The 26406-nt window shown below is 54.7% G+C and carries 19 protein-coding genes and 1 riboswitch; of the genes, 6 read left to right on the forward strand and 13 right to left on the reverse strand.

What is annotated here, in order from left to right:
• Positions 1–120: 120 nt before the first annotated feature.
• The 6 genes from RB297_RS22820 (at position 121) to RB297_RS22845 (ending at position 7990) form a co-directional block, all read left to right on the forward strand.
• Positions 121–492, forward strand: coding sequence for a CidA/LrgA family protein (locus RB297_RS22820; RefSeq protein ID WP_096775795.1), 372 nt, complete (start codon positions 121–123; stop codon positions 490–492).
• On the forward strand, positions 489–1178 hold the full coding sequence (locus RB297_RS22825) for a CidB/LrgB family autolysis modulator (RefSeq protein ID WP_009590333.1): 690 nt from the start codon (positions 489–491) through the stop codon (positions 1176–1178). Before RB297_RS22820 ends, RB297_RS22825 begins: the two co-directional genes overlap by 4 nt.
• A 268-nt stretch (positions 1179–1446) precedes the next feature.
• The gene (locus RB297_RS22830) at positions 1447–3306 is read left to right on the forward strand and encodes an LTA synthase family protein (protein ID WP_375121522.1); all 1860 of its coding nucleotides are present in this window, start codon (positions 1447–1449) and stop codon (positions 3304–3306) included.
• 686 nt (positions 3307–3992) lie between these two features.
• The gene (locus tag RB297_RS22835; protein ID WP_096775792.1) at positions 3993–5345 is read left to right on the forward strand and encodes a hemolysin family protein; all 1353 of its coding nucleotides are present in this window, start codon (positions 3993–3995) and stop codon (positions 5343–5345) included.
• A 151-nt stretch (positions 5346–5496) separates the two neighbouring features.
• Positions 5497–7086 (forward strand): PTS sugar transporter, encoded by a 1590-nt coding sequence (locus RB297_RS22840; protein ID WP_192570343.1) that lies wholly within the window; start codon positions 5497–5499, stop codon positions 7084–7086.
• 346 nt (positions 7087–7432) lie between these two features.
• Positions 7433–7990 (forward strand): hypothetical protein, encoded by a 558-nt coding sequence (locus tag RB297_RS22845; RefSeq protein ID WP_096775790.1) that lies wholly within the window; start codon positions 7433–7435, stop codon positions 7988–7990.
• Positions 7991–8101: 111 nt separating this feature from the next.
• Here RB297_RS22845 and RB297_RS22850 read toward each other — a convergent pair whose 3' ends face one another.
• The 13 genes from RB297_RS22850 to RB297_RS22910 form a co-directional block, all read right to left on the reverse strand.
• On the reverse strand, positions 8102–9142 hold the full coding sequence (locus RB297_RS22850) for a hypothetical protein (RefSeq protein WP_375121523.1): 1041 nt from the start codon (positions 9140–9142) through the stop codon (positions 8102–8104).
• A gap of 268 nt (positions 9143–9410) precedes the next feature.
• Positions 9411–10799, reverse strand: coding sequence for a class II fumarate hydratase (fumC, locus tag RB297_RS22855; protein WP_192570340.1), 1389 nt, complete (start codon positions 10797–10799; stop codon positions 9411–9413).
• Positions 10800–11107: 308 nt separating this feature from the next.
• Positions 11108–12133, reverse strand: coding sequence for a DUF2332 domain-containing protein (locus tag RB297_RS22860; RefSeq protein ID WP_375121524.1), 1026 nt, complete (start codon positions 12131–12133; stop codon positions 11108–11110).
• A 182-nt stretch (positions 12134–12315) separates the two neighbouring features.
• Positions 12316–14112 carry a thiol reductant ABC exporter subunit CydC gene (gene cydC, locus RB297_RS22865; RefSeq protein ID WP_375121525.1) on the reverse strand — a complete coding sequence of 599 codons (1797 nt, stop codon included), beginning with the start codon at positions 14110–14112 and terminating at the stop codon, positions 12316–12318.
• Entirely contained in the window at positions 14109–15989 is a 1881-nt protein-coding gene (cydD, locus tag RB297_RS22870; RefSeq protein ID WP_375121526.1) for a thiol reductant ABC exporter subunit CydD, read from the reverse strand. The genes cydC and cydD overlap by 4 nt, the downstream gene beginning before the upstream one ends.
• Complete coding sequence (gene cydB / locus RB297_RS22875; RefSeq protein WP_009590373.1) at positions 15989–17005, reverse strand: cytochrome d ubiquinol oxidase subunit II; 1017 nt, start codon at positions 17003–17005, stop codon at positions 15989–15991. The genes cydD and cydB overlap by 1 nt, the downstream gene beginning before the upstream one ends.
• Positions 16992–18395, reverse strand: a complete 1404-nt coding sequence (locus RB297_RS22880; RefSeq protein ID WP_375121527.1) for a cytochrome ubiquinol oxidase subunit I — start codon at positions 18393–18395, stop codon at positions 16992–16994. Before RB297_RS22880 ends, cydB begins: the two co-directional genes overlap by 14 nt.
• A gap of 287 nt (positions 18396–18682) precedes the next feature.
• Positions 18683–20485, reverse strand: a complete 1803-nt coding sequence (gene ade, locus RB297_RS22885; protein WP_375121528.1) for an adenine deaminase — start codon at positions 20483–20485, stop codon at positions 18683–18685.
• A gap of 350 nt (positions 20486–20835) precedes the next feature.
• Positions 20836–20937: riboswitch (purine riboswitch) on the reverse strand.
• Between the two features lie 106 nt (positions 20938–21043).
• Entirely contained in the window at positions 21044–21622 is a 579-nt protein-coding gene (locus RB297_RS22890) for an NAD(P)H-dependent oxidoreductase (protein ID WP_192570335.1), read from the reverse strand.
• A gap of 60 nt (positions 21623–21682) precedes the next feature.
• Positions 21683–22273 carry a TetR/AcrR family transcriptional regulator gene (locus RB297_RS22895; RefSeq protein ID WP_375121617.1) on the reverse strand — a complete coding sequence of 197 codons (591 nt, stop codon included), beginning with the start codon at positions 22271–22273 and terminating at the stop codon, positions 21683–21685.
• Between the two features lie 154 nt (positions 22274–22427).
• A complete protein-coding gene (locus RB297_RS22900) occupies positions 22428–23672 on the reverse strand; it encodes an MFS transporter (RefSeq protein WP_375121529.1) in 1245 nt (414 codons plus the stop codon).
• Positions 23673–23796: 124 nt separating this feature from the next.
• Positions 23797–25569 carry a sensor histidine kinase gene (locus RB297_RS22905; protein ID WP_192570333.1) on the reverse strand — a complete coding sequence of 591 codons (1773 nt, stop codon included), beginning with the start codon at positions 25567–25569 and terminating at the stop codon, positions 23797–23799.
• Positions 25566–26285 (reverse strand): response regulator transcription factor, encoded by a 720-nt coding sequence (locus RB297_RS22910; RefSeq protein ID WP_277747270.1) that lies wholly within the window; start codon positions 26283–26285, stop codon positions 25566–25568. The genes RB297_RS22905 and RB297_RS22910 overlap by 4 nt, the downstream gene beginning before the upstream one ends.
• Positions 26286–26406: the final 121 nt, after the last annotated feature.

A 26406-nucleotide genomic window follows, 5' to 3' on the forward strand; every position in this document is an offset into this window, starting at 1 on the left:
TGCTCCCTTCATTTTGGCTATGTATAGATAAATGGAATACTTATCATGCGATATATGCATTTTACCTATGAAAATTATCGTTGTAAAATTTCAATACCAATGAAAATAAGGAGGCCGGTCATGGTCAACATGTTGAAAGGAACGCTTCAAGTGGCCGGATTCATGCTTCTTTCCTTAGGGATGGATCAACTGGCCGCCTGGCTGAATATAGGAATTCCAGGCAGCATTCTCGGAATCGTGGTTGTGTTTATCCTTCTCGAAACCAAGATCCTCCGTCTGGAGTGGATCGAGCTTGGCGCCAATTGGCTTCTCGCCGAACTGCTGCTGTTCTTTATCCCCGCCGCGGTCGGAATCATGAAATATTTCCCGATGCTGGAAACCGAAGGGCTCCAGATTCTGGCCGTCGTTTTGTTCAGCACCGTCATCGTGATGGTAAGCTCTGGGCTGACGGCCGGCTTCATCTCATCCAGAAAGGGGCGTAAAACGCCATGAACATCCTGCTGACCGTCATCCTCGGCCTGCTGTTAACGATCGGGATTTACGGGGGAGCCAAAAGGCTGTATCGCCGCCTGCCGAAGGTTTATTTATCGCCGCTCCTGATCACGCCGGTGCTGATTGTTGTGATATTGACACAAACGGGCGTATCCTATGAATCATACAATGAAGGTGCGCAGTGGATCAGCAAGCTGCTCGGACCGGCCACGATCGCTTTTGCCGTGCCGCTGTACAAGAACTTCCAAACCCTGAAGAAACACGCGGCCGAGATTATGCTCAGCGTGCTGACGGGATCGGTGCTAGCCATGTTATCCTCCGCGTTTCTCGCAAAATGGATGCACCTGAACAGTTCTCTGGCTACCAGCCTGGTGCCGCGCTCCATTACGACGCCTATCGCCATGAACGTATCCGAGGTGATCGGGGGCGTGCCGAACATGACCGCCGTCTTCGTCATTATGACCGGGATTCTCGGGTCCATGATCGGACCCGCCGTCATGCGGATCTTCCGGATCCGGGGCGATATCGCGAGAGGGGTTCTGTTTGGGACCAGCGCCCACGGAACCGGCACCTCCAAAGCATTCGAATTCAGTTCCCTCTCGGGAACCATATCCAGCATTTCGATGATCGTCGCCGCGCTCTTCACCCTCGGAACCGCACCGCTGATCATGTCCTTTCTTTATTAATATTTGCTAAAACTCTGACAAAACCGGCGATGGCCGGTTTTTTCGTCGTCTTTTTGTGTTGTTATAGGAAATTTCGGGACTTACTTTAACTCTTTGACAACCTCCTCCGAAGAGGTCATAATAAATTCTGTTCATTAGTTTTGTTAAATAAATGGTATACGGAACGTAAATCTACAGTAAGAATAACGTCTATGTATTCTTAAAAAACGAATAGCCGCCGAAGTTTTGCGAACAGGTCTGTGGCGGCCCTGAAAGGAAGGCGATACAGGTGTTCTCCACCTCGCGGTTTCGGTTAACGATTACGAAGCCATTTATATTTTTCTCTGTTATTATGCTGCTCAAAAGCTACCTGGCCTGGACGGTCATTTTTGATGATGTCATGCCATGGAAACCGCTGATTACGGAAATCCCCTTTATCTGGCTTGTGTTCAGCTTGATCGAATGGTTTGCTTCCAAGCGAAAGCTGACGGCCTATATGAGCGTTAACCTGCTGCTGACCGCCATCTTCTTTGCAGCCATTATGTATTATAAATATTACGGTGTCATCGTTACCTATCACGCGTTAGAGCAGGTGAACCAGGTAACGGCGGTAAGCAACAGCGTATTCTCCTTGATGGACCCTTACTATCTGCTGATCTTCACGGATATCATCGTGATGTTCGTTCTGTTGTGGCGCAGCGACCGCGTTAAGAACTGGAAGATTCGGCATGCGAAGAAAGAAAAACGCAAGATCATCCCGATTGTTTTTGTCGTCTCTTTAATGCTGTGCCTGTTCCAGATCATGCCGAACCGCGCAAGCATGAATGAAATCGTGAAGGCGCAGGAAATGGGGATTTTGAACTACGAGGCCTACACGATTTTCCAACAGGAGAATAAAGAGCTCGTGGATGCCAAAACCATAACCCAGGATAAAGTCAACGCATTGAAAGGCCTGAACGCGTCCGATAAGGAGGCCCTGCTCACAGGTGTCGCCAAAGGGAAGAATCTGATCATCATCCAGATGGAGTCCTTCCAGAAGTTCTTGGTCGACCTCACGATTGACGGCAAGGAAATTACGCCTAACATCAACAAGCTGGCCCGCGAGAGCAATTACTTTCCGAACTTCTACCAGAACGTCGGTCAAGGCAATACCTCGGATGCCGAGTTTGTTGTGAATACTTCCTTCTACATCCCGCCGCGGGGTGCGGCTACGCAGCATTATGCGGACAGGGTTCTGCCAAGCCTGCCGAGACTGCTGCAAGGGGAAGGATATGATACCGCGACCTTCCACACCAACGTCGTGGAGTTCTGGAACCGCGGGGAGCTGTACAAGGCGCTCGGTTTCAACCGTTATTACGATAAAGCGTTCTTCGGGGAAGACGATAAGCTGTTCTTCGGCGCCTCGGATGACGCCCTGTATACCAAAACGGCTGCCGAGCTGAAGAAAATGAACGATGCCGGTAAACCTTTCTATACCCAGGTCATTTCCATGTCGGCTCACCATCCGTTCACGATTCCTGAGGATAAATATCGGATGACCCTGCCGGAGCGATATGAAGGCACCTTTGTCGGCGACTACATCCGTTCCCAGAATTATGCCGATGACGCGCTCGGCAAATTCATCGAGCAGCTGAAGAAAGACGGCGTATGGGATAACAGCTTGATTGTTCTCTACGGCGATCATCTTGGACTGCCGATTTACTCCCTGGACCACAAGGATAAAGAACTGATGCACGAAATTTACGGCCGCGAATATACCTCCGGAGATATGATCAACATTCCGCTTATCATCCATGGCGAGGGAATTCAGCCTGAAGTGAAGGAGCAGGTCGGCGGACAAATCGACCTCTTGCCGACGGTGTCCAACCTGCTTGGCGTATCGATCGACAATCAGCTTCATTTCGGCCAGGATCTGCTGAACCACACCGATAATAATTTGCTGCCGGAGCGGTATTATCTGCCTTCGGGTACGTTCATCAACAATACGACCCTGTACATTCCGGGCATCGGCTTTGAGGACGGAACCAAGCATCCGCTTCCGAATTCGGACGTGAAGAAGACCCAGGCTACCAAGGAAGAATTCGAACGCTCGCTCCAGCTGCTTCATCTGTCCGACAGTTATATCAGACAGCTGCCATACCATAAATAGGCCCTTGCTGCATGGGACAACTCTCCGGAATTCTTGGAGAGTTGTCTTTTTTTGTATGCCTGGCGATCATCAAAAACCCTTGATATATAAGGATTTATATAGCCGAGTGCGACTGTTATTTGACATAGTGGCTTACTTTTTCTTATGATTAATAGCAATATACCTTGTTTTGAAGACCGCGTTCGTGGTGAAATTACGTACAACTACTCAAATCACTTCATATTCATACGCTGACAATTAAGCCATATATTTTTTAGAGCAAATCGATTACGAATTGTAGGAGTGACGATCCGACTTGGACCCCATACGAAGGATAAACAGAATTATATGTTCCACACTTGGCTTACTGCTGATTGCTTCCGTTTGTAATGTCCCCCTAGTGGACATCACCGATTCCGCTGCGGCGACGCAGGGGATGGAAGCGTCTGAAGGCACTCTTCCAGCGCCGACGCCGGTACCCAAAAGTCCGGAGCCCGTTCGGTTGATGCTGGAGTCGAAACGCCATGTGTCTCTGCTTTCCTTGCATAACGTTACATGCAACACGGATACCGATATGTTTTTGCTCCTCAAGCACATGCTGCTAGAACCTTTGAAGTTTCGATCGAATTATGTTGACAGCCATGCATAGTAAACGTTGGTTATTAAAAAACTAATTCAGATCAGATAACAAAAAGGATGTGTTTTGTTTGGACGACAATATAGGCTTGAATTTATTCCTAGTCGCTGTACTTATCGCAGCTACCGCTTTTTTCGTTATGACGGAATTTGCTATCATAAGACTTCGTCCCAGCCGGGTAGACCAATTGGTGATGGAAGGGCGCAAAGGTGCTCTTGCCGTTAAAAAGGTAACTTCGAATCTCGACGGATATCTGTCCGCGTGTCAGCTCGGGATTACCATCACGGCGCTCGGTCTCGGTTGGCTCGGGGAACCGACCATCGAGAAGATTCTGCACCCGGTGTTTGACAGCCTTGCCATTCCTGCGGCAATCGCATCGCTGATTTCATTCCTGCTTGCATTTATTATCATGACTTACATTCACGTCGTTATCGGTGAACTTGCACCGAAAACGATCGCTATCAATAAAGCTGAAGCCGTGTCGTTCCTCTGCGCGACGCCGATCATATGGTTCAACCGGATTATGTACCCGTTCATCTGGCTCTTGAACGGATCGGCCAATAAAATCGTTCGCCTGTTCGGCATGCATCCGGCAAGTGAACATGAAGAGGCTCACTCGGAAGAAGAACTCCGCATGATTCTCAGCGACAGCTATGAGAGCGGAAAGATTAACCAAGCCGAATACGGTTATGTAAGCCGAATTTTTGCTTTTGACGATATGCTTGCCAAAGAGATTATGGTACCTCGTACCGACATGATCTGTCTGTATGTTGACAAGCCGCTTGCCGCCAACCTGCAGATTATCAAGCGCGAGCAGTACACCCGGTTCCCGGTTGTCCGCGGAGACAAGGATCAGATCGTCGGCATGGTGAACACCAAACAGTTCTTCCTGGAGTTCGATGACAATTCCAATATCGACTTGACCAAGCTGATTCATCCGGCCATGACGGTATCCGAAGCGATCCCGATCAAGAAGCTGCTTCGAAAAATGCAGCAGGAAGGCACGCATATGGCCATCCTGATCGACGAATACGGCGGTACGTCCGGCATGATCACCATCGAGGATATTTTGGAGGAGATCGTCGGCGAAATCCGCGACGAATTCGACGAGGATGAAGAGCGCGAGCTGACCCAGCCTGAGCCGAACCGCATCATCGCAGACGGCAAGGTATCCATTAACCGGATCAACGACCTGCTTCATACGGACCTGAGCACCGATGACCTGGATACGATCGGCGGCTGGCTGTACGGTCATAACTCCGAACTCGCCAAAGGCGATACGTGGAGGTACAATGACCTGACGTTCACCGTCATCGAGAAGAAGACCCACCGCTATACGAAGCTGCAAATCGTCAAAGAAACGCCTGAAGAAGCGGCGGAGGAAGCCTCTGCCGTTGCAGCGGCCAGCGAAAGCAACGAATAGACAACTAGATGACTAAGCCGCCATGCAGCCCTTACCGGGTATGCATGGCGGCTTTTGATTTGGCAGGATCGCATTTTAACACTTTAACAAGTTATAACTCTGCTGTAATATAGAAATTATCTTATTTCTAACGTATTGGGGGCAGCAAGTCATGAATCGTCAAATCGCCATCATCGGAAGCAGCGGCGGCAATCTGTACAATCTCGGCGGCAAAGACCCGCGCAAACTGCTGGATGAGATATTGATGCAGCTCGATAGCGCCGGCCTGTCCTGCGGGGCCTTGCAGTTTATCGCCGCCCAGGTCTCCATGGACGCAGCCAAGGATACGACGCCCGCGGCTCTTTACAGCTGGAGCTCTTCCCAAGGAGAGCCCATCATTGTCGCTGAAGGCACCCTTCAGCAGGTCAATCAGGCGGCCGAGCGGTTGGACCGGGAGATTGCCGAGCAGATTGAACTCGGCGAAATTGACGGCATCATCGTCATGAGCGCCGACCCGGAGGGCAGCAACCGGCATGCCATTGAGGCCGCTGCCAAATTCCGCCTGCCGGTGACCGGTACGGGCGGAACCTCCATGGCCATCATCCAAACCAAAGGCGCGCATGTCATTGCGGCTTCGGGCACAACCGGAACCACCAACAGAACGCGTGCGGTCACCTTTGTCACTTCCCTCAGCAAGCATTGGCGGCTTACGTACCGGCCGGTCATCGGGAATGCGTCCGCAAATATCCATGCGGCGTCCGGCAGCTCATCTCCATGGGGAAGAATCAATATTCGGGGCATCATGATGGCGTCCCTCCCCGGTTTCATCGGCATGGCCCTGATCCTGGCGGTCAGCAAAATCCCGGGGTTATCTTCGTTGACCGAAGTGTTTGACCTGCTGATTAAGGCGCTGCCGGTCATCGTTGCGGTCATTGCGGCCAAACAGGTCTCCGAGTTGGACGAGGTGTCCATCGTGGCGGGCATCGTGGCAGGCGTTCTGTCCGTCGAAGGAGGCATTATCGGCGGCATCATCGGCGGGATCGGCGCAGGCATTATCGTCCATTACATATTCCGCCAATGCGTGGAGTGGCGTTTCCCCGCTACGACGGTCAACATTGTTGCCGGCGGCGTGTCGGGACTGATTGCCGGTTTGCTGGTCTACTTCCTCATTGCGCCGATTGCGCTGAGCGCAGGGCAAGGCATCCGCTTCCTGATCGAGACCCTTGTCTCCTGGAGCCCCGCCATGGCTGGATTGATTGCCGGCCTGCTGATCTGGCCCGCCATCATCGGCGGCGTCTATCATGCGGCCATCCTGCCGATTGTGCTGCTGGAGATGGAAACAACCAGCAACAGCTTCCTCGGCGCGGTCGATATGGTCGGCTTGGTGATGGTATCCGCAGGCATCACGCTAGCCAATATTATCGCTCCGCGGGATAAGGGAGAAGCCGCAGTCGCAGCCCCCGGATTCGCCATCAACATGGGGTTTGGCACCTTCGTTGAGGCCGCCTATCCGTTCATGTTTTCGAACAAGCTTGTATTTGCCGGAGCGATTGCCTCGGCTGGACTTGGCGGCATGCTCGTCGGTTTGTTCGGGGTTCGGGGGACGGCCTATGTGCCCTCCTTCATCGGGCCCATTACATCGAATAACACGATGGGCTTCCTGATCTCGATGGCAGCCAGCCTGCTCTGTTCGTTCCTGATCACCTTCTTCGTTAACAAGCTGTCCGGTTACCGGGATGCCCGGAATACCGTGAGCATGTAATGCGAAGCCGGTTCCACCTATGCATAGGTGCTTCTCCATGACATAAGAAGCCCCTCAATAAAAGGACGGATCAAGCGCATCAGCTTGGTCCGTCCTTTTATCATGCATGCTCTCTGCCTCCCCCATCGGCTTCCCCATAATGGCGCAATACCGGATCCTAGCGGTGCTGGATTCCTTGCTGACAGCTGCGGGCCAGCCTGAATCAAGGTTCCTAAAGAGCTTACATTCGCAAGCTTGTCCTTATTTTCTTACGAAAACGGGCTAACCAATGGATCAGAAAAAGAGTCTATATAGTAGATAGGCTCCCCATTCGGCTGCCTACACCCATTCGGTATGCAAGGAGGTTATGACGATCGAGAAATTCAGAAGGATATCGCTCTTCGCGCTGACCAGCGTCCTGTTAGCCGCTTCCCTCATCTGGCAGGGCGAGCAAGCAGCCGCTAACGAAGCGGAAGGCTATTACGTAAACGTCGGCGGCACCCATATAAAGGACGTCCATGTTCGCAAAGGCAAGGCGTACGTTCCGCTCAAATCCTTAGCCGATGCAATGGGATACGAAATCTCGTATACGATGCAGGAGGAGCTGGACAACTTTCATCAATATGACCTGAAAGCGGCAAGCGGACCCCCAGTATCGGTATGGGGAAACGACAGCTGGGGATATACGATCGTACGGCGGGCTACGCAAGAGATGAGCGTGAACGATATCGACATTTATAAACCGGCGAGGCTGTGTGCCGAAGAATCGGACCACTGCAAGCTGGACAAGAGCAAGTACGACGGTCCCCTGTTCATAAAGAACACCCTCTACGTCCCTGTCCGCGACATGGCCAAGGCCTTGAACTTAAAGCTGACCATGACGAAGACGCCGAAAGGACGCAGCATCCAGCTGTCCCTGCATTAACGAAGGCTCCCTTCACATGTTGGATCATGATTCATCAACAAGAAGCCAGGCGGAGTTATCCACTCCGCCTGGCTTCTGAATCTAGAATCAATTTATACTCCAGCAAAATCCTCATTCCAGCCCTTTGATCTCGATGTCATCCGCGGACGTAATGTCCGAAATGTCGAACACCCTGAAGCTGTAGGTACTGGTTTTCCCCTTCATATAATCGATATCCTGCTCCACCTTCTTCACGCTCTCCGGCGTCTTCAAATCCGCAGCGTAATAATCGATGGTAAGATCCGTCTCCCCCGGCACCGTCACCGAAGGCAGCCGCCGAATCAGCTCCAGCACCCGTTCCTTCTCCTGCGCCAGATTATCCGCCGTCAAATCCGCGAATACGATCAGTCTTATGTTCTGGCTGACATCGCCATCGGCGTTATTCGCCAGTTGGCTATAATCACGCTCTACCGTGTCGCTACCTGCGAAGACAAACGCCTCCCCAAACGCCTGGTCCGGATAAAGCTCATCCAGCAGAGGTTTCAGCCGGTCCCTCAGCTGCTGTCCCCAGAGCCGGTTCAGGTAGGTATCATTGGATATGACGGGAGGGCTGGCTTCATTGCTGCTCAGCGTAAATTCAAGCTCTGGCGCCTGCTCCGGATGGGCCGTGAGATTATACGAGCCTATGGCCCAGGTATAATCCACGTCCGTGACCTTAAAGGGTTCGTTGTACTTCTGTTCCAGATAGGACTCCGCCGCTTCCTGAACCTCGCGTTTCTCTGCAGCCGTCTTCATGAACGGGGCGGATCCCCAGGTGTACCCGGCGTAAATCGACCCTGCGAACAGGGCCAGTCCGATGATCGTCCGCACGACGATTTTCCAAGGGGAGGCGAGCTGACGCCGCCGCTTCTCGTCGAACATCGGTTTCCTGGGCGATCGGTAGCTGAAGTAGATGACCGGTATGATCAAACCTATAATATGAAGCCCAATAGCTAGCGGACCGATAATCAAGCCCAAGTATCCCAGTGTCATGAAAAAAATAAACAAAGCCGCTCCCTGCAGCGCCATGAGCAGCATTCCGCCTATGATCATGCCCGGCGTCCCGATATAAAACATCCCGAGCCCGGTGCATATCAGAGAGAGCAGCATAGCCATCCATTGATGTTTCTTCAAGTTATCATCCGTCCTTCTTACGTTTGTTTGTGAAGTATTGTCAGATGCTGTCACCATATTATAACCGCTGCGAAGCCGGAGATAAACGATCGAAGCACTTTCGCATCAGACGAGCGGCGTTCCGTGATGTTTTTCTTGCGATGATCGAATGCGTTCAACTCGGCGGGTAACTTCTTCTAATCAACCATAAAAGCCCACATCACCGTGGTGAAATGGGCTCTTGTTTCAAAGGGAAACCTGCCTTGAAATAAAGCTCAAAAGAAATCCCCTATTCCTTCGGATGTATCATTTCTTCCGGACGGACGATCCGGTCAAAATCCTCTCCGCTAAGCAGACCGCTTGCCAGCGCCGCTTCGCGAAGCGTTGTCCCTTCTTGATGCGCACGTTTCGCGATGGCGGCGGCATTCTCGTATCCGATATGCGGATTCAGCGCCGTCACCAGCATCAGCGACCGCTCCATGTTCGCGCGGATCACGTCAAGATTGGCTTCGATGCCGATGGCGCAATTCTGGTCGAACGAATCCATGGCATCCGACAGCAGACGCACGGACTGCAGGAAATTATAAATGATGACCGGCTTGAAGACGTTCAGCTCAAAATTGCCCTGGCTTGCCGCAAAACCGATCGTGGCATCGTTGCCCATCACTTGGCAGACCACCATCGTCAGCGCTTCGCTCTGGGTTGGATTTACTTTCCCCGGCATGATGGAGCTTCCCGGTTCGTTGGCAGGGATCGTGAGCTCGCCGATGCCGGAACGGGGACCGCTTGCCAGCCAGCGAACATCGTTGGCGATCTTCATCAGATCGGCAGCCAGTGCCTTCAGCGCCCCATGGGCAAATACGATCTCGTCATGGCTGGTCAGCGAATGGAACTTGTTGCTGGCGGACGCGTAGCTTTTTCCGATCTGCAGGCTGATTTCGGCCGCCGTCATTTCTCCGAATTTCGGATGCGCGTTAATGCCGGTACCCACGGCGGTGCCGCCAATAGCCAGCTCGCGCAGCGGTTCTACGGCCGAAGCCAGCATCAATTCGCACTTCTCCAGCATCCGGTGCCAGCCGCTGATTTCCTGTCCGAGCGTCAGCGGCGTTGCATCCTGAAGGTGCGTACGGCCGATTTTGATCAGGTCCTTATATTCATCGCTTTTCTTCTCGAACGTTTTCTTCAAGCGGCGGAGCGCAGGCATCACTTGATCTTCCATGGCCACGACCGCAGCCATGTGCATCGCCGTCGGAAACGTATCGTTGGAGCTTTGGGATTTGTTGACGTCATCGTTGGGATGAACGCGCAGCGTGCTGTCTTTTCGCTCGAGCAGCTGATTGGCCCGATTCGCAATGACTTCGTTCACGTTCATGTTGGACTGCGTGCCGCTGCCGGTCTGCCAAACCACCAGCGGAAAATGCTCATCCCACTTGCCGTCCACGATCTCGTCGGCCGCGGTTGTGATCGCATCCACCTTATCTGCATCCAGCTTGCCGAGCTTGCCGTTGACGATGGCCGCGCTCTTCTTCAATATCGCGAACGCCCGAATGATCTCCTTCGGCATCGTTTCGGTTCCTATCCGGAAATTCTCGGAACTGCGCTGTGTCTGCGCTGCCCATAACTTATCCGCAGGCACTTTAATCTCACCCAGGGTATCCTTCTCAATACGATAATCCATCCCAACTTCCTCCTTTGGTCTCCTTGAATGCTGCCATGCCCTGAACGAGAGCCCTTCCACCATGGAAGAGCCCGATCCTCGGGTTCAATCGCATAGCATAAAGCGCTTTATATTCCATCTCTCCTATTATGACACAGACTTGCCCAATAAAAAAATATACGCGATGAAGGCTGCGGCTGTTGTTCTCTAAGTCTCAGCCCGGCTGCCTTCCGGGCTCGCGGTCGTTTACGGGCATATGACTTGTAACGAACGGCGGTCACCGTTCCGTTCGCCGTCCTTATTCAGGCTGAGTCAATCATCTCCCGGCCTTATAACAGCCACTCGAACCAGCGCGCATGCCCATCCGTGCGTGCCGCCGTAAACTTGCTCGGCACGCCCCCGAGGATATACTCGGCATGCAGATCCTCATCCTGCATATTGTTGTAGACGTGCACAATATCGCGCTTGCTTCCAATCTCGCTCAGATGCCGCAGCAATTTTTGCTTGGACGCCTCCGGAATCTGGTTGGCCACATGCGTATGAAACACGCAGATCACGGCCTCTTCCGGAATCTCCTTCACGATGTCAGGCAGCAGCTCCGTCCCATCCCCCTCCCGGAAACGTACGTCTGACTGCTGCTTCAACGCTTCCGCCGCATGCTCCAGCATGGACACCCGATCGTGATTGCCCGGCCAAATCAAAGCTCGCAGCCATAAGAAATGCTCCGGGTTCCGTACGTCATTCACATGCAGATCGATCCCCATCCGGTAAACAACCGGCGGACTGGAGGCCAGCAGGAACGGTTTGCGGTCTCCCCTGATCTCCGATGTAATGCGCACTTTCGATTCCGTAAGGCCGTAACTCGCCGTGTCTCCATAGGAATAACTGTATTGATCCCACAGCAGCTGCAATCCGGCACTCGTTCCAAGCTCCACCAGGGCAAGCGGCTTCCGGACCTTGTCATAAATGAAGCAGAACACCGGATACAGGTACGCGCAGCGACGGACCTCGTTCGTCTGTACCCGTTTGCGCTTCAGGATTCCGATAATGGCTGCTTCATGCTCCAGCACGAATGCCCGGAAATGGGGATAACAAGAGGCCATCTCCTTCGGGTGCTCCGCAAGGCCGGGGTAATACGCCCTCAGCTCCGGACCCTCGCCCTGAAGCAGCAAGTATTGAACCGCTCCGAACAGCATATTGGGCACGGGCTGGCCGGACGGAACCAACGCAGCGACCTGCAGCACCTCTTCATCATCGGCAATATGCCGGGCCAAATACTCATAAAACACGCTGGAACCCGGACATTCCCGCTCGGCAAAATGACGAAATACGTTCACCAACCGTTTCGAATCCACCCTATACCACACCCCTAACGTTGTAATGAACCCTTGATCCTGCTTAAGACTAATGTTACATCTTTCCAGAAGCCGCGTGGATTCCGATCTTTTATCGGACTCATAAGAAAAAAGAAGGCAACAAAAAGAAGAACCCGCCTCCTGAAAGGCCGGTTCTTCTGCTGGTAAATCGCCTCAGCTGTCTATACCGCCGGACGATCCAAACGGTACAAGTTCCGATACCGCGGATATCGCTCCATCAGCTCATCGTGGGTGCCCCGCATAACGATTCGACCGTCTTCCATGAAGAGGATCTCATCCATGCGCTCCACGCCGACCAGATGATGCGTCACCCAAATCAAGGTGCGGTCCTGCAGGCTGGCGAACATGGTGGACAGCAGTTCCCGCTCGGTTCTGGGATCTAGCCCGACCGTGGGCTCATCCAGAATGACAACGGGCGTCTTCTGCAGCAGGATTCGGGCCAAGGCCACGCGCTGGCGCTCTCCTCCGGAGAAACGCTGCCCGGCTTCCTGCATGCGGGTGCCAAGTCCTTCCGGAAGGGAGGCTACCAGCGATTCAAGCCGTGCCATGGCGGCGGCTTCCCGGATTTCAGCCTCCGTGGCGTCCGGAGAGCCAAGCCGAATATTGTTCGCAAGCGTTGTGTCGAACAAGTGTGGACTCTGGTTCAATACCGAAATGACGGAAGAGATCTCATCGCCGAAACGCGCTGACTCCACGCCGCCTAGGGTAAGGCTTCCTCCCGATGGCGCCAGCACGCCCTGGATCAGCTGCAGCAGGGTCGACTTGCCGGCACCGGAGCGCCCGATGACGGCTACCTTGGCGCCGGGAGCAATATCCAGCGACACATCGGTTAATGCAGACGCCTCCCTGTCCACGCCGGATGGTTCCAGCCCCGATGGGCCGTCTGCCCCCTGATCATAGCGGAAGCTGACGCCGTCCGCCTTCACATGAACGCCGCGGCTTATGACGGATTCCACCTCTGCCTTATCCAGCATCTGCGGCAGGTCCTGCCGCCCTTCGGAGGCATCCGCGCTTTCAATCGCCCGGAGCCTTGCGACCGATTGGCCGTACTGCGGAATCCGCTCAACGGCTTCGGATACCGGCAGAAATGCATCCATTAACGGGAACACAACCAGCACAAAAGCCGCGATCAGCGTAACGTCGATGGCACCGTCCGCATACTGTCGTCCCGACCAATACACCACCGAGACCACCGTCACGGCAACCACGCCTTGACCGATAAAGGCGCGCAAGCGCGACCAGCGCTTAAGCGAACGGTCGGTCCGGTCCACCTCGGCTTCATCCGCCTCGTAACCGGTCAGGAATTCCGCCTGCCGGCCGCTGACGTACCATTCATGAATGCCCAGCACCGCGTCGGTCAGCTTCCGGTAGAGGTGGCTGCGGGCCTGTTTCACTTCCCGATTCTTCCGTTTGGTGAGCAGCAGCGAGATCAGCGGCAGCACCAGCACCAGCACCGCTATATACAGTGCGAGCAGAAGGGCGAATGCCGGATCAAACAGACCGACGGCCAGAATGACCCCGGCATATAACACAAGCGCAACAATCGATGGGAAGACCGTTCGGATGTAAACGTCCTGCAAATACTCGATGTCATCGGAGAGCACCCCCAGCAGATCCCCGGTGCGATACCGGGAAGATAAACGGAGGGCTTGCGGTTCCAGAATGCGGTACAGCCGAAGCCTCATGCGGGACAGGATGCGAAGAATCGTATCATGCCCCACCAGGCGCTCCACGTAATGGATCACCGCCCGTCCGATGCCGAAGGTACGAACCCCTACGGTCGGCACGTACACCATCAGGATGTTTTCCGGACGCAGGGCGGATTTGGAGATCAAATAACCGGATGTGAACATCAGCATCCCGGCAAACATAATGGTGAGCACGCCCAGCGTGACAATGAGCAGAAAACGCCAGAAATTTGCCGTTACATAGGGTCGAAACCACGATTCCTGCTTCATTGTACTCCCTCCATCTGCGATGTCATCAGTCCGTAATAGACGCCCTGTCGTGCCATAAGCTCCTCGTGGGTTCCCTTTTCCGCAACGCGCCCCTGGTGCAGAACGATGATATAATCCATATCCTGCATCCAGTGAAGCCTGTGCGTCGCCAGAAATACCCACTTGTCTTGAAAAAGGGACAGCATCGTCTCCTTCAGCTCATACTCCGTCTCAATATCCAGATGCGCCGTCGGCTCATCCAGCAGCAGAACCTGCCGGCCGCCGAGCAGCGCCCTGGCCAAAGCCACGCGTTGTGCCTGGCCGCCGCTTAAAGCGCGTCCGCCGCCGCCGATCATCTCCGCAAGGCCGCCCGGCAAGCTTTTTACCAGCTCCGACAGACCTGCCGCCTTTACCGCCGCTTCCACTTTAGCTCTGGACGCCCCCGGCGCATAAAAGCGCACGTTCTCCTCCAAGGTTGCTCCGAACAAATACGGCTGCTGCGGCATATAGGTGACCTCCGACCGCCACTCGCGTCGGTTCGATTCTTCCAGCATCATGCCGTTCAGCGCTACCGCTCCGGATGTTGGCGCCATGAAGCCGCCTAACAGCTCGATCAGCGTGGATTTGCCGGCTCCGCTCTCCCCGACGATGCCGATCTTGCGTCGTCCCGGTATTCGGAAGGTGACCTCCTCCAATGAAGCGGGCCCTTGTTCTTCGTGTCTGAGGCCGATACCGGAGAGCTCCAGCACGCTGTCCTTTTCCCATCGGAATGGTGGCTGCGGCCTGCGGCTGGGACCCGAGAAATTATTTTGAATTTTAAATGTTAGGCCCGTTGAGCTTCGTTCCATCGTTTCTGCCGCCGGGGCTTCAAGCGCTTCCGTTGGCTCGAATGGACCCGCGCCGTTAGCCGAACCCTCCGCGGCAACAGAACCCGAACTTCCGCTCGTGTGCCCCTTTCGGGCTTCCCGGATGATGGATTGCATCGCTTCCCCTGCCTGCTTGCCGTCCAGCGTGGCGTGGAAGTCGGCTCCGACCATGCGTACCGGCAGGAAATACTCCGGTGCCAGGATCAGGATGAGCAGCGCGGGCGACAGCTCCAGGCTGCCGTTAATGAGGCGTAGGCCCAGGTTTACCGCAACCGACGCCACGGACAGCATCGTAAAGAAATCCAGCGCAAAAGAGGACAGAAACGCCACGCGCAGCGTCCGCATGGTAGCTGCACGATACCCCTCGCTGACCTGCTGTATGCTCGCGCCGTGCTTGCGGCTCTGTCCCAGAAACTTCAGGGTGGTCAGCCCTCTCAGCGAATCCACGAAATGATTGGACAGCATCCGGTAGGAATCCAGCTGCCGCTCGGTCTGCTTTCTCGCGGCAAGTCCCACGAGGATGAGAAACACGATCAGGATCGGCATGGTCACCAGCAGAATGATGCCCGAGATCCGGTCCGTCATGAAAACGTACAGCCATACCAGCGCCGGGGTAATGCCCGCCCCTATCATGCGAGGTATGGTCAGCTCCGCATATTTGCGGAACTTGCCGATGCCCTCCAGCACAAGCGTAACCACATTGCCTGTTCCTTCCGACCGGACAAAGGACGGCCCGTTCCGAAACAGCTCCTCCAGCAGCTGCTTTCTCAGGCTCGTGCCCGTCTCCTCGGCAAAGCGCTGCGCGATTCCTTGCTGCACGACCGAGATCCCGTGGCGTGCCAGAAAGGCAAGCAGGAACAAGGCAATGGTCTCCCCCTGCTCCTGCAGCGTTGATCCCGCAAACAGGGCGGATACGGCTTCCGCCAGCCATTTGGCTTGCAGAAGGATGGCCATGCTCTGTGCCAGGGTACATACGGCGACAAGGAAGAACACCGTCTTGGCGCCTTTGTATCCCAGCAGATCTTTTCCCATCAGTACTCCAGATGCTCCTTCTCATGTACCCGTTTGTGGAAAACGAAGTAACTCCAAATTTGATAGCCCAAAACAAAAGGCAGCAGCGATACGGCCACAATCGTCATAATCTTGAGGGAATACGGTCCGGAGGCCGCATTATAAATGGTCAGGTCAAATGCAGCGTTGATGGAGCTGACCATCACGCGCGGGAACAAGCCCACGAACACGGACGTTACCAAGAGTGCGATGACCGCGCCGGTCATCCCGAAAGCCCAGCCGTCCCGCTTGACGTTCATGAAATATCCGCCCAGCAGGAATGCAAGCAGGGCCAGCACCAGCAGGACGGTTAACGCCACGCCGCGCTTCTCGAAGATATCGGTCATGAAATACGTCATCACCCCGAATGCCACGAACAGGGCCGCAACAGGAATCAGAAGCCGCCGGGCCATGCGGCGCGCCCGCTCTTGGAGATCCCCCAGCGTGCGCAGCGTCGTGAACATCAAGCCATGCAGCAGGCAGAGCATTACCATCGTCAACCCGCCGACCACGGTATAGAGATTCACGACATCGAAGAATCCGGCATGCAGCTGCATCTCTTCGTTAATCGGGAGCCCCTGGATCAGGCAGGCAAAAACAACGCCGAGCAGGAATGGCGGAAGCACGCTTCCGGTGAAGATCGCTCCGTCCCACACCCTTTTCCAGCGGACATCGCCCACCTTGCCGCGGAATTCAAATGCCACGCCGCGCCCGATCAAGGCCAGCAGAAGAAAGACAAGCGGAATGTAGAACCCGCTGAACAGCGTGGCATACCAGTTCGGGAAGGCCGCGAACATCGCGCCGCCCGCCGTCAGCAGCCAAACCTCGTTGGCGTCCCAGAACGGGCCGATCGAGTTGATCAGCACCCGGCGCTGGGTATCGTTTTTGGCCAGCAGCTGCGTGGACATCCCGACTCCGAAATCGAAGCCCTCCAGGAAGAAGAACCCGATAAACAATACGGCGACGAGCACAAACCACAGTTCGTTAAGAGACAGCATTGTAGTCCTCCTTATTAAACGGATCGCTTGCGTGGTGATCGTCTTCCTCCGCCGCATACGGTCCTTTCTTAATGACTTTGATGAACAGATAGGCCATCACGGCTGCCAGCACTGCATAAATGGCGGTAAACATGATGAGCGAGAACAGGATCGAGCCTGCGCTTACGTTCGGCGAAACGCTGTTCTCCGTGGTGATCAGCCCGAATACCGTCCAAGGCTGGCGTCCGATCTCCGTCATGATCCATCCCGATGTGTTGGCGATAAACGGCAGGGAAATGCCGAACAGCATCAGTCTGAGGAACCATTTGCCGGCCTTCTCGACTTTTTTGCGCAGCATCAGCCACGCGCCGTACAATCCCAGCAGAATCATGACGCTGCCGGCAGCCACCATAATCCGGAAGCTCCAGAAGGTGGTGCGGACCGGCGGAATATAGTCTCCAGGACCGTATTCCTGCTCGTATTGGGCTTGCAGCTCCTTCATTCCGATGACTTCGCCGGAAAATTTGCTGTAGGACAAAAAGCTGAGCAAATACGGGATTTTGAACTCCATCGTATTCTCCTGCTTATCCGGATCGATGGCGGCTATGACCGTCCAAGACGCGGGATCGTCGCTCGTTTCCCACAAGCTCTCGGCGGCGGCCATCTTCATCGGCTGCGTATCCACCAGATACTGCGCTTGCTGGTGGCCGAATACCGCAACCAGAATGGAGGTGATGAGACCCACCACGATGGCGATGTGGAATGATTTTTTGAAGAAATCCAAATCCTGCTTCTTCAGCAGCTTATACGCGCTTACCCCCGCTACCAGGAAAGCCCCGGTTGCCAGCGCACCGAAGATCGTGTGCGGGAATTCCACCAGCAGCTGACCGTTCGTGATCAGCGCGAAGAAATCATTCATCTCCGCCCGTCCATTGTTGATCTCAAAACCGACCGGACGCTGCATGAAAGAGTTCGCTGCCAGGATCCAGAAGGCGGACATCAGGGTGCCGAAGGACACCAGCCAGATGCTGAGCAGATGGACCTTCTTGGATAACCGGTCCCACCCGAATATCCACAGCCCGATAAACGTCGACTCTAGGAAAAACGCCAGCAGGGCTTCGATCGCAAGCGGTGCGCCGAATACGTCCCCGACAAAGCGCGAGTAATCCGACCAGTTCATCCCGAACTGGAATTCCTGCAGAATCCCTGTCACAACCCCGACCGCAAAGTTGATCAGGAACAGCTTTCCCCAGAACTTGGCCATTTTCTTGTAGACTTCCTGGCCCTTGACAACATACATCGTCTCCATGATGGCGATCAGAAACGCCAATCCGATGGATAACGGTACGAAAATAAAGTGAAAAATGGTTGTCGATGCGAATTGGATTCGCGCCAGCATAACCGGATCCATAAAAGATACCCCTTCCTTTAGCTCACGTGATCACTTCAAATTTGATTCTTTTTGTATTGTCGCAGACCGCGTCCTAAAGGATTGTGATAGACATCACAATATAATGGCCGAAATAGGTGAAAAAGTTATCAATTTGTGACGAAAATCACTAAGTAGGCAATGGATTATGTGAGGATTATCCATGGGAGCGTGGCTTGCGGCATCCACTCACAGGCTAAGCCCAGTATTTACGCACCAAAAAAGCAGGTTAGCCATGTAGGCCAACCTGCTTTAATGTATGTGCCACCTTATTGTACCGGACCGATCTCCGTCTCGATGAGCTTGAATTCCGTCACGTCCGCGATCCCGCGATTGGTAATGCGGATCTCCGGAATGACCGGAAGCGCAATGAGCGAGAACGTCATGAACGGCGCATGGATGGAGCAGCCGAGCTGTTTCCACGCTTCCTCCAGGGCAGCGACTTCCTCGGCTACAACCTCGACCGGACGGTCCGCCAGCAAGCCCGCAATCGGCATCGCCACCTTCGCCAGCACCTGGCCGTTCTGCACCACGATCATGCCGCCTCCGCATGCTGCCAGCTCGTTCGCCGCAAGCGCCATATCCTCGGCGTTCGTGCCCATCACGAGCAGGTTGTGGCTATCGTGCGCCACCGTGGAAGCAACCGCGCCGGACTGTAGTCCGAAGCCGCTCGCAAAGCCGAGCGAGATCTGCCCGGTTGCGCCGTGGCGCTCGATGCATGCCAGCTGAACCACGTCTTGGCCCAGGTCCGGCTGGATGACGCCCTGCTCCACGGCGAGCACCGCGGTCATTTTGGCGGTACGGGCACTGTTCTCGATGACGCGCACCACGTTCACTTCCGTACGCGCCGCATCGAACTTGCTGCGCAGCAAAAAGTCGTCGGCGGTAAGCGAACGCTGCAGCCGAACCGATTGAAAGGCCTTTTCCGGATACGAATACGCCGGGAACGCCTTCACGAGACGGCCGTTCTCCGCGACCACTTCGCCGTCCGTGATCACCACCGAAGGCACCATGCTCTTCAGATCGTCAATGAGCAAAATATCAGCCGTTTTGCCCGGTGAAATGCTGCCGAGCTCCATATCCATGCCGAAATATCGAGCCACGTTGATCGTGCCCATCTGGATCGCAGTAACCGGGTCCACGCCCTCCTCCATGGCGCGGCGGACCACATGGTTCATATGGCCGAGCCGCAGCAGCGTCTGCGGATACACATCATCCGTGACCAAGGAGATATTGTCGGTACGTACCTTGTCCTCCGTTACCACCTTAATCACTTCCTTCACATCCTGCCAAGCCGAACCTTCGCGGATCATCAGATGCATACCGAGGCGAACCTTTTCCAAAGCCTGCTCTCTCGTTACCGTCTCATGATCGGAGCTGACGCCGGTTGCCAGATAGGCTTGTAGCATCCGGTCGTCCTCGGCCGGAAAATGCCCCGTCACCGTCTTGCCCGCACGCAGCGTGGCTTCGATCTCTCCGCTCATGGTCGGATCGCCGTATACGACGCCCGGGAAGTTCATCACTTCGCCAAGCCCAGCGACGCCGGGCCAGGTCAGCCCTTCCTCGATATCGGCTACGCCCAGCTGCGCCCCGGCATCCTCCAGATCGAACGTCGCCGGTACGCAGGAAGGAATGGTGGTGAACACCTTCATCGGCAGCTGCTGCCCTTCCTCGTGCATCCAGCGCACGCCCTCCATGCCGAACACGTTGGCGATCTCATGGGGATCCATATAAACCCCGGTCGTTCCCGTAACGATGGCCGCTTTGGCAAACTCCGTTACGGTCAGCATCGTGCTCTCCACATGCATATGGCCGTCCAGCAGACCCGGCGAGATGAAGCGCCCATTCGCTTCGATCACCTGCGTCCCCTCTCCGATCGTATGATCGGCGCTGCCGATATAAGCGATGCGCCCGCACGCCATCGCCACGTCTATCCGTTCCTGAAGCTCGCCCGTAAACACATTGACCAGCGTGCCGTTTTTGATGACCAGATCGGCTGGCTCTTGTCCTAAAGCAACCTTCCCCAGCTGCCGGCTGACCTCGTATCGTTTCTGTCTCTGGATTGAACTCATGATGATTGCACGCTCCCCTTTTTTTAGATATCAGAAAGTATAAACTCGGAAGCTTGTGACTTCCTAATCTCGCAATAAAAACTTCTTCTTACTGCGGTCGTCGGTAGACGTTTTTCTTATAATGAATCGGTAAAAGCACAAAATCGATCTTGCGTAACACGCCAAACAACCCGGACAGCGTATCTGCCCGGGTTGCCTGCAACTATATCCATTGAGGAAGAGAAGTCCGCGCGGCAGCCATGCATTGCTAATAGTCTGCACATCACCCCATCCGTTAAAACGTGCTTAGATCCCATTTCAGGCGATCTTGCAGCCCGGCTTCGATGTTTATGCAAAGCCGGGCTTGGGGAGCGGATTCTCAACCTTCATGTAGTCAAGTCATTTACGGTAACCTGGTAGAAACGCCTGGGCCCTATTCCCCGGCATATACATCAAGATTTGATTTTGAACCATGATCCATTCAATTCTTTGGTCGTTTCATTTGTTGTATGAATTATAATCCTCCTGCCCGAGAAGTCAAGCCATTGGAAGGAACTGCACATCGCCCCTACTACCCGATCACGCCAATTTCCGTCCCATTCTCTGCACGCGCTCGAGCCATTGTCTTCTTGCCGTCTCGGGCATTTTGCGGAGCTGGGTAATGTTCGTGGCACGGACGGTGCCCACGCCGCAGAACTTCAGAATGGAATGCTTCATCATCTGATGTCCCGGCTGTCCGAGATAGAACCGGTAGTAAACGTACGGCGAATCCATCGTGACGATCAGACGGGCCGTCTTCCCTTTGAGCAGCTGCTCCGGCAAAGGCGAGTTCCGGCGGTACTTAAAGGCGAATCCCGGCAGAAAAACCCTGTCGATGAACCCTTTGAGCAGCGCAGGCATGCCGCCCCACCAATTCGGATACACAAACACCAGATGGTCCGCCCAGGCAATCAGCTCCTGTGCTTCTTGCAGATCGGGTTCGAGCGGTTGCTTGCCCTTATAGCCGCCGGACAGGTTCAGGTCAAACTCCATCTCCGCAAGCACCAGCTTCCGCACCTCCGCTCCGGATTCGCCCGCCCCCCTTGCATAGGCCTCCGCCAGGTGACGGCCATAGCTGTTTTCAATGGGATTGCCTTGGATGATTAAAACCTTTTTCATATGCGTCCTCCCCCTAATAATTTGGTTAACAATCACTAACCTGATGGCAAAAAGAAAAGGTCACGCCTGACCTTTTCCCAAACCGGTTAATGCCAATAAATGCGCCGTTACTTCAGGTGACAGCGGAGACAGCGGTTCTTCCAGCTCCCCCTGCATCGTGGATATCGCAAGCTGACTGAATGCACCGATGATCAGAACAGCCGTTAACCGTGTATTCTGCGGCGGAATATCCCGCTGCAGCACCGCTTGCTCGAGCAGCTCCTCCAAAGCATCAAGCGGTTGGCGCCCCCTGCTCTTGACTACCTCGGTAAACAGCTCGTGATGCTGAGACAATAGCAGCAAGCCGTATTTATCCTCGTCATACGATTCCAGTACGCGGGTTACGAGAGCCGATAGCCTCACCGCGAACGGGCCGGGCCGGGTAGCATATTCATCCACCAAGCGCGTATAACTGCCGCAATATTCGTCGAACGCCTCCGCGGCAACGGCATCCTTATTCGTAAAATGCTTATAAATCGCCGCATCCGTCACGCCTGCCGCCGCGCCGATCTCCTTCACCGATACGCCGTCCACGCCCTTCTCGGCAAAGAGCTTCATGGCTGCCTGCAAAATTTCCTTCTTCTTGCTGTCGAAATGAGGTTTCTTTTTCATGCTCATATCATAAGTGAACACTAACCAAATTGCAATAAGAGGCACAAAAAAGGCCCCCCAAGACTTAGGGCGCCTCTCTTCGTACGTACTCTTTACTTTTCGTATATATCGCTAAAGACGCACGCCAGTCTTGGGCTCGGCCCTCCTTTCCAAGCTAAACCCCCGCTTCGATGGGAGTTGCCTTTACCTTGTTGCTGTACAGCAGCATGAGCGGAATGCTGATGACAAATGCGCCGGCCACAAGCAGGAACGGTATTCTCGGATCGATGCCGTACGCCCAGCCGCCAATGATGCCGGAAGGCGAAATGACGATGAGGATGAGCACCTGGAGCAGCGCGAATATTTTGGCGCGGTTCTCGTCGTCGATGGCATTGGCCACCGCCGTCTCCAGATACGGATACGTCATCATCGTGCCGAATGCGGCAATGACGGTGCTCAGGCTCAGCACCAGCAGATCTCCTTGCGGTGCAAACACCAGCATGACATTGGACAATACCGAGATGACAAAGCCCCATACCATCGTCCGGTGCACGTGCCGCTCCCCGATCCGGGGCATGATCCACCGCATGAATATCAGCATAATGACGGAGGAGAACGCCGGAAAAACGGAGATCAGGCCGCTGCCCAAATGCAAATATTCCACCATGAAGATGGAGACGTAGGTTGTCTTCACCGTCATCTGAAAATTAAACAGGATATAAACGCCGAAGATCATCAGCAGCAGCGGATTTCCCAGGATGCTCTTCATCACTTGGACATAGTCGGACATCCCTTCACGCAGGCCCATCGCCTTCGTTTCCTTCATTTTGCGGTACCCGATCTCCGTCTCCCTCGTCGCATAATGGCGCCCGATGAACTGGATCGTCATCAGGAGGCAGGCAAGGACGAACATGATGCGCACCCCGGGCACAAGCGAGAAATGATACACCAGAAGACCGCCGAGCGGCGCAAACAATCCGCCGACGACGCTAATCAGCTGCAGCAGCGTAAAGACGTAGGTACGCTCCTTCGGCGCCGTATCCTCCACCAGCAAACAGTAAAAGGCGGTATGCGGCACCTTCTGAAAGCCGTTGATGACGGCGGCGATCACAAAAAACCAGAAGTTCTGGGAGACTGCCCAGAGCAGCGTGGCCACGCTCCAGCTCAGCACGTCGAAGTAAAGGAGCGCTTTTTTTCGGCCCAAACGGTCCGTTAAATACCCGCTGAGAAACGAGGACAGCACCTGCACAAGCAGACCGATCGAGGTAATCCAGCCGATCCCCGTCTCGGTTACCCCCAGTTGGTACATGTAGATGGAGGTGTACGTCGTGAACATGCTGTAAGGGATTAGAAACAGAGGCTCGTAAACGAGACAGCCCCGCGCATTGCCGGTCAATTGCCGAAACGAAGTTGAACCCATAATATCCTCCGGACATGAAATATAATCGTTGCCTAGCCATTATAGCGCACCCGGGGCAGGAGCAGGATAGGAAAGTTGCAGGATTTTTGAAGCGATTCCGAATATGCGGATCCAAGCAGCAGGGCTACTCCTTCCCGCGCGTACTTGCCCCCTCGCCTTCTTGTGCGGTGGCCTCAGGCAAAAATACGGTAATGGTGGTTCCCCTGCCCAATTCCGACCAGACGCTTACCCGCCCCCTATGCGCTTCGACGATCGCCTTCGCGATGCTCATCCCGAGTCCCGAGCCGTCCATGCTCTCTTCGGTATTCGTTCCCCGGTAGTAACGCTCGAACAGGTTGCAACGGGTTTCTTCGTCCATCCCCACGCCTTGATCCGCAACCACGATCGCCGCGCCGCCGGGACGACTCTCCACCCGGACCTCGACGTTAACCCCATCCGGATTATGCTTCACGGCATTCGTGATCAGGTTATCCATCAACCGCTGCAGCCACTTGGCATTGCCGTCGACGGGCAGCGCCTCTTCGCCGCCGATATAGTTGAAATTCGCATCCAGCGTGGCATCATTGACGTATTTCAGCACGCAGCGGCGCACCAGCTCATTCAGGTCAAGCCGGGTCCGCTCCTGAGGGCGGATTTCGCTTCTCAGACGGAAGACGAGCGAGAAATCGTTGATCAGCTCCAGCATGTAGTCGCCTTTTTCCCGAATTACGGTTCCCATCTCCCGCAATTCCTCCTGGCTCCAATCCTGCGGTGCATTCTCAAGCATATAGCCGTACCCTTGAATGGAAGACAAAGGCGTACGCAAATCATGCGATATCCCGGACATCCATTCTTCCCGATTTCGATCCAGCCGCTCCCGTTCCCGTTCGGTTTCGGCCAGCTGCTCCGCCATCCTATAAAAGGAATGGATCACTTCCTTATACAGCCTGTAACGCGTGCGGAGCTTCCCGTTCTTGCGGAAGACCCGCTTCCGGTCCTTCGGCGTCAGCACTTCCTCGTACGCTCCCCTGCCCATCCGCTCGAACCATCCGGTAAACAGCAGCAGCGGACGGCTGTACCGGTATCCATGCCATATCGCCACCCCAAGCGACAGCACAAGCACGCAGATCATCGTCCACAGCGCCACGCGGATCAGCTCGTTCATCATTGGCCGCTTCTGCTGCGACCCGTCCTGAGGCGTGTGATATACCCAGGTGTTGCCGCTGTCCGCATCGCGGTAAACTGCGATATGCGTGGAATACGTGCCCGGCTGCTCCTGCATGGTGATGATCTCTAGCGGGTGGTAGCTCACCTTATTATCGGAACCCGTCCCAATCGCTTGGACAACGCGCCCGTCCCGATCAATCACATGCAAATAACCACCTAGATCGGCCAATTCGCGTCCCAGCTCGGCTTCATCCTCCGGTCTCACCTTCCCGCCGTCCTGAAAACGGGCAACCCATTCCCGAAGATGGTCCGAGCTCTTATCGATACGTCCGATCAGATACAGCAGCGGCTCTTCATAAGTCAGATCCATCTGCCAATCCATGGTGTATTCGCCAAAGCGCCGCTCTTCTTTGATCTGAAGCAAGGTGCTTACCGAGTACGCTGACGGAACATCCGAATCCGTGTTAGTGGAGTATATCGCATTGCCCGCCATATCCACTACCTGCAGCCACATGCCCTCCTCCTGAAGCAAGAGCTCCCAATGATCGGCCAGCAGAACCTCCCCATTCTCCGTCACCGTCTCCGTCACGATGCCTTCCAGCACGCCTGCAGGAAAGTTGCGTTTGATCTCTTCGTCACCGATATGTTTGATTAGGAAGAATAAGAGCACGATCAGAAAGCAAAACATAAACGCCGAGAATGCAATTAATTGGTATGTAAAATGGAAGGCAAGCCTTCTGCGCAGCCTCATCGCGCTTTCTCCTTGATCAGCTTGTAGCCAAGCCCCCGGACCGTCAGCAGATACTGCGGGTTGCTCGGATCCTCCTCGATGCGCTCGCGGATGCGGCGGATATGCACCATGACGGTGTTGTCCTCGCCCATGCCGTCGATGCCCCATACCGCTTCGTACAGCTGCGACTTGGAGAATACGACCCCGGGATGCTTGCAAAAATACAGCAGCAGCTGAAAGACCTGCGCCGGACAAGGCACCGGCTCTCCCAGCACCGTCAGTTCGCCTGCGGCTTCGTCGACCTTGAACCGGCCGAAATCCCATGCGCGCTGAATCGCCTGCTGCTCTGCCGCAGCCGCCGGTCCAAAGCCGCCCCGGCGCAGACGCGCCTTGATCCTTGCAGCGATCTCCAGCGGATTAAAGGGCTTGGTGACATAATCGTCCCCGCCCATCGCAAAACCGGTCAGCACATCCAGATCCGACGCCTTGGCCGTCAGGAACAGGATGTGCGGACTGCCATAGGAACGGATCTGCGGACAGAGGTCAAATCCCGTGCCGTCCGGCAGCATGACATCCAGCAGCACGATATCCGCTCCGTGCGCAGCGATTTCGCTGAGCGCTTCCTTGCAGCTGGAAGCCGTGTATATTCGGTTAAAGCCTTCCTTGCGCAGCACCATCTGCAGCATTTTCACAATGGAAGGTTCGTCGTCTACGATTAGAATTCGCGTTTGATCCATTTTATCCTCACCCGACATTTATGCTAGCACAGCAACCTTAACAGGAGTTAAACAAATGCTAGAAGTGTTAAGAAAAAGTTAGGATGCCGTTTCCGAGTTATTTCGTTTGGAGCTTTATACT

The organism is Paenibacillus sp. CR_12 (assembly GCF_041953985.1).
Taxonomy (GTDB): domain Bacteria; phylum Bacillota; class Bacilli; order Paenibacillales; family Paenibacillaceae; genus Paenibacillus_AQ; species Paenibacillus_AQ lautus_A.

Bases quoted from the DNA above. Each gene is read 5' to 3' on its own strand.
- RB297_RS22880 (WP_375121527.1), bottom strand. From the start codon at position 18,395: ATGGATCCGGTTATGCTGGCGCGAATCCAATTCGCATCGACAACCATT.
- RB297_RS22845 (WP_096775790.1), top strand. From the start codon at position 7,433: ATGACGATCGAGAAATTCAGAAGGATATCGCTCTTCGCGCTGACCAGC.
- RB297_RS22905 (WP_192570333.1), bottom strand. From the start codon at position 25,569: ATGAGGCTGCGCAGAAGGCTTGCCTTCCATTTTACATACCAATTAATT.
- RB297_RS22910 (WP_277747270.1), bottom strand. From the start codon at position 26,285: ATGGATCAAACGCGAATTCTAATCGTAGACGACGAACCTTCCATTGTG.
- RB297_RS22890 (WP_192570335.1), bottom strand. From the start codon at position 21,622: ATGAAAAAGGTTTTAATCATCCAAGGCAATCCCATTGAAAACAGCTAT.
- RB297_RS22825 (WP_009590333.1), top strand. From the start codon at position 489: ATGAACATCCTGCTGACCGTCATCCTCGGCCTGCTGTTAACGATCGGG.
- RB297_RS22820 (WP_096775795.1), top strand. From the start codon at position 121: ATGGTCAACATGTTGAAAGGAACGCTTCAAGTGGCCGGATTCATGCTT.
- fumC (WP_192570340.1), bottom strand. From the start codon at position 10,799: ATGGATTATCGTATTGAGAAGGATACCCTGGGTGAGATTAAAGTGCCT.
- RB297_RS22840 (WP_192570343.1), top strand. From the start codon at position 5,497: ATGAATCGTCAAATCGCCATCATCGGAAGCAGCGGCGGCAATCTGTAC.
- cydB (WP_009590373.1), bottom strand. From the start codon at position 17,005: ATGCTGTCTCTTAACGAACTGTGGTTTGTGCTCGTCGCCGTATTGTTT.
- RB297_RS22900 (WP_375121529.1), bottom strand. From the start codon at position 23,672: ATGGGTTCAACTTCGTTTCGGCAATTGACCGGCAATGCGCGGGGCTGT.
- cydC (WP_375121525.1), bottom strand. From the start codon at position 14,112: ATGAAGCAGGAATCGTGGTTTCGACCCTATGTAACGGCAAATTTCTGG.
- RB297_RS22895 (WP_375121617.1), bottom strand. From the start codon at position 22,273: ATGAAAAAGAAACCTCATTTCGACAGCAAGAAGAAGGAAATTTTGCAG.
- cydD (WP_375121526.1), bottom strand. From the start codon at position 15,989: ATGGGAAAAGATCTGCTGGGATACAAAGGCGCCAAGACGGTGTTCTTC.
- ade (WP_375121528.1), bottom strand. From the start codon at position 20,485: ATGAGTTCAATCCAGAGACAGAAACGATACGAGGTCAGCCGGCAGCTG.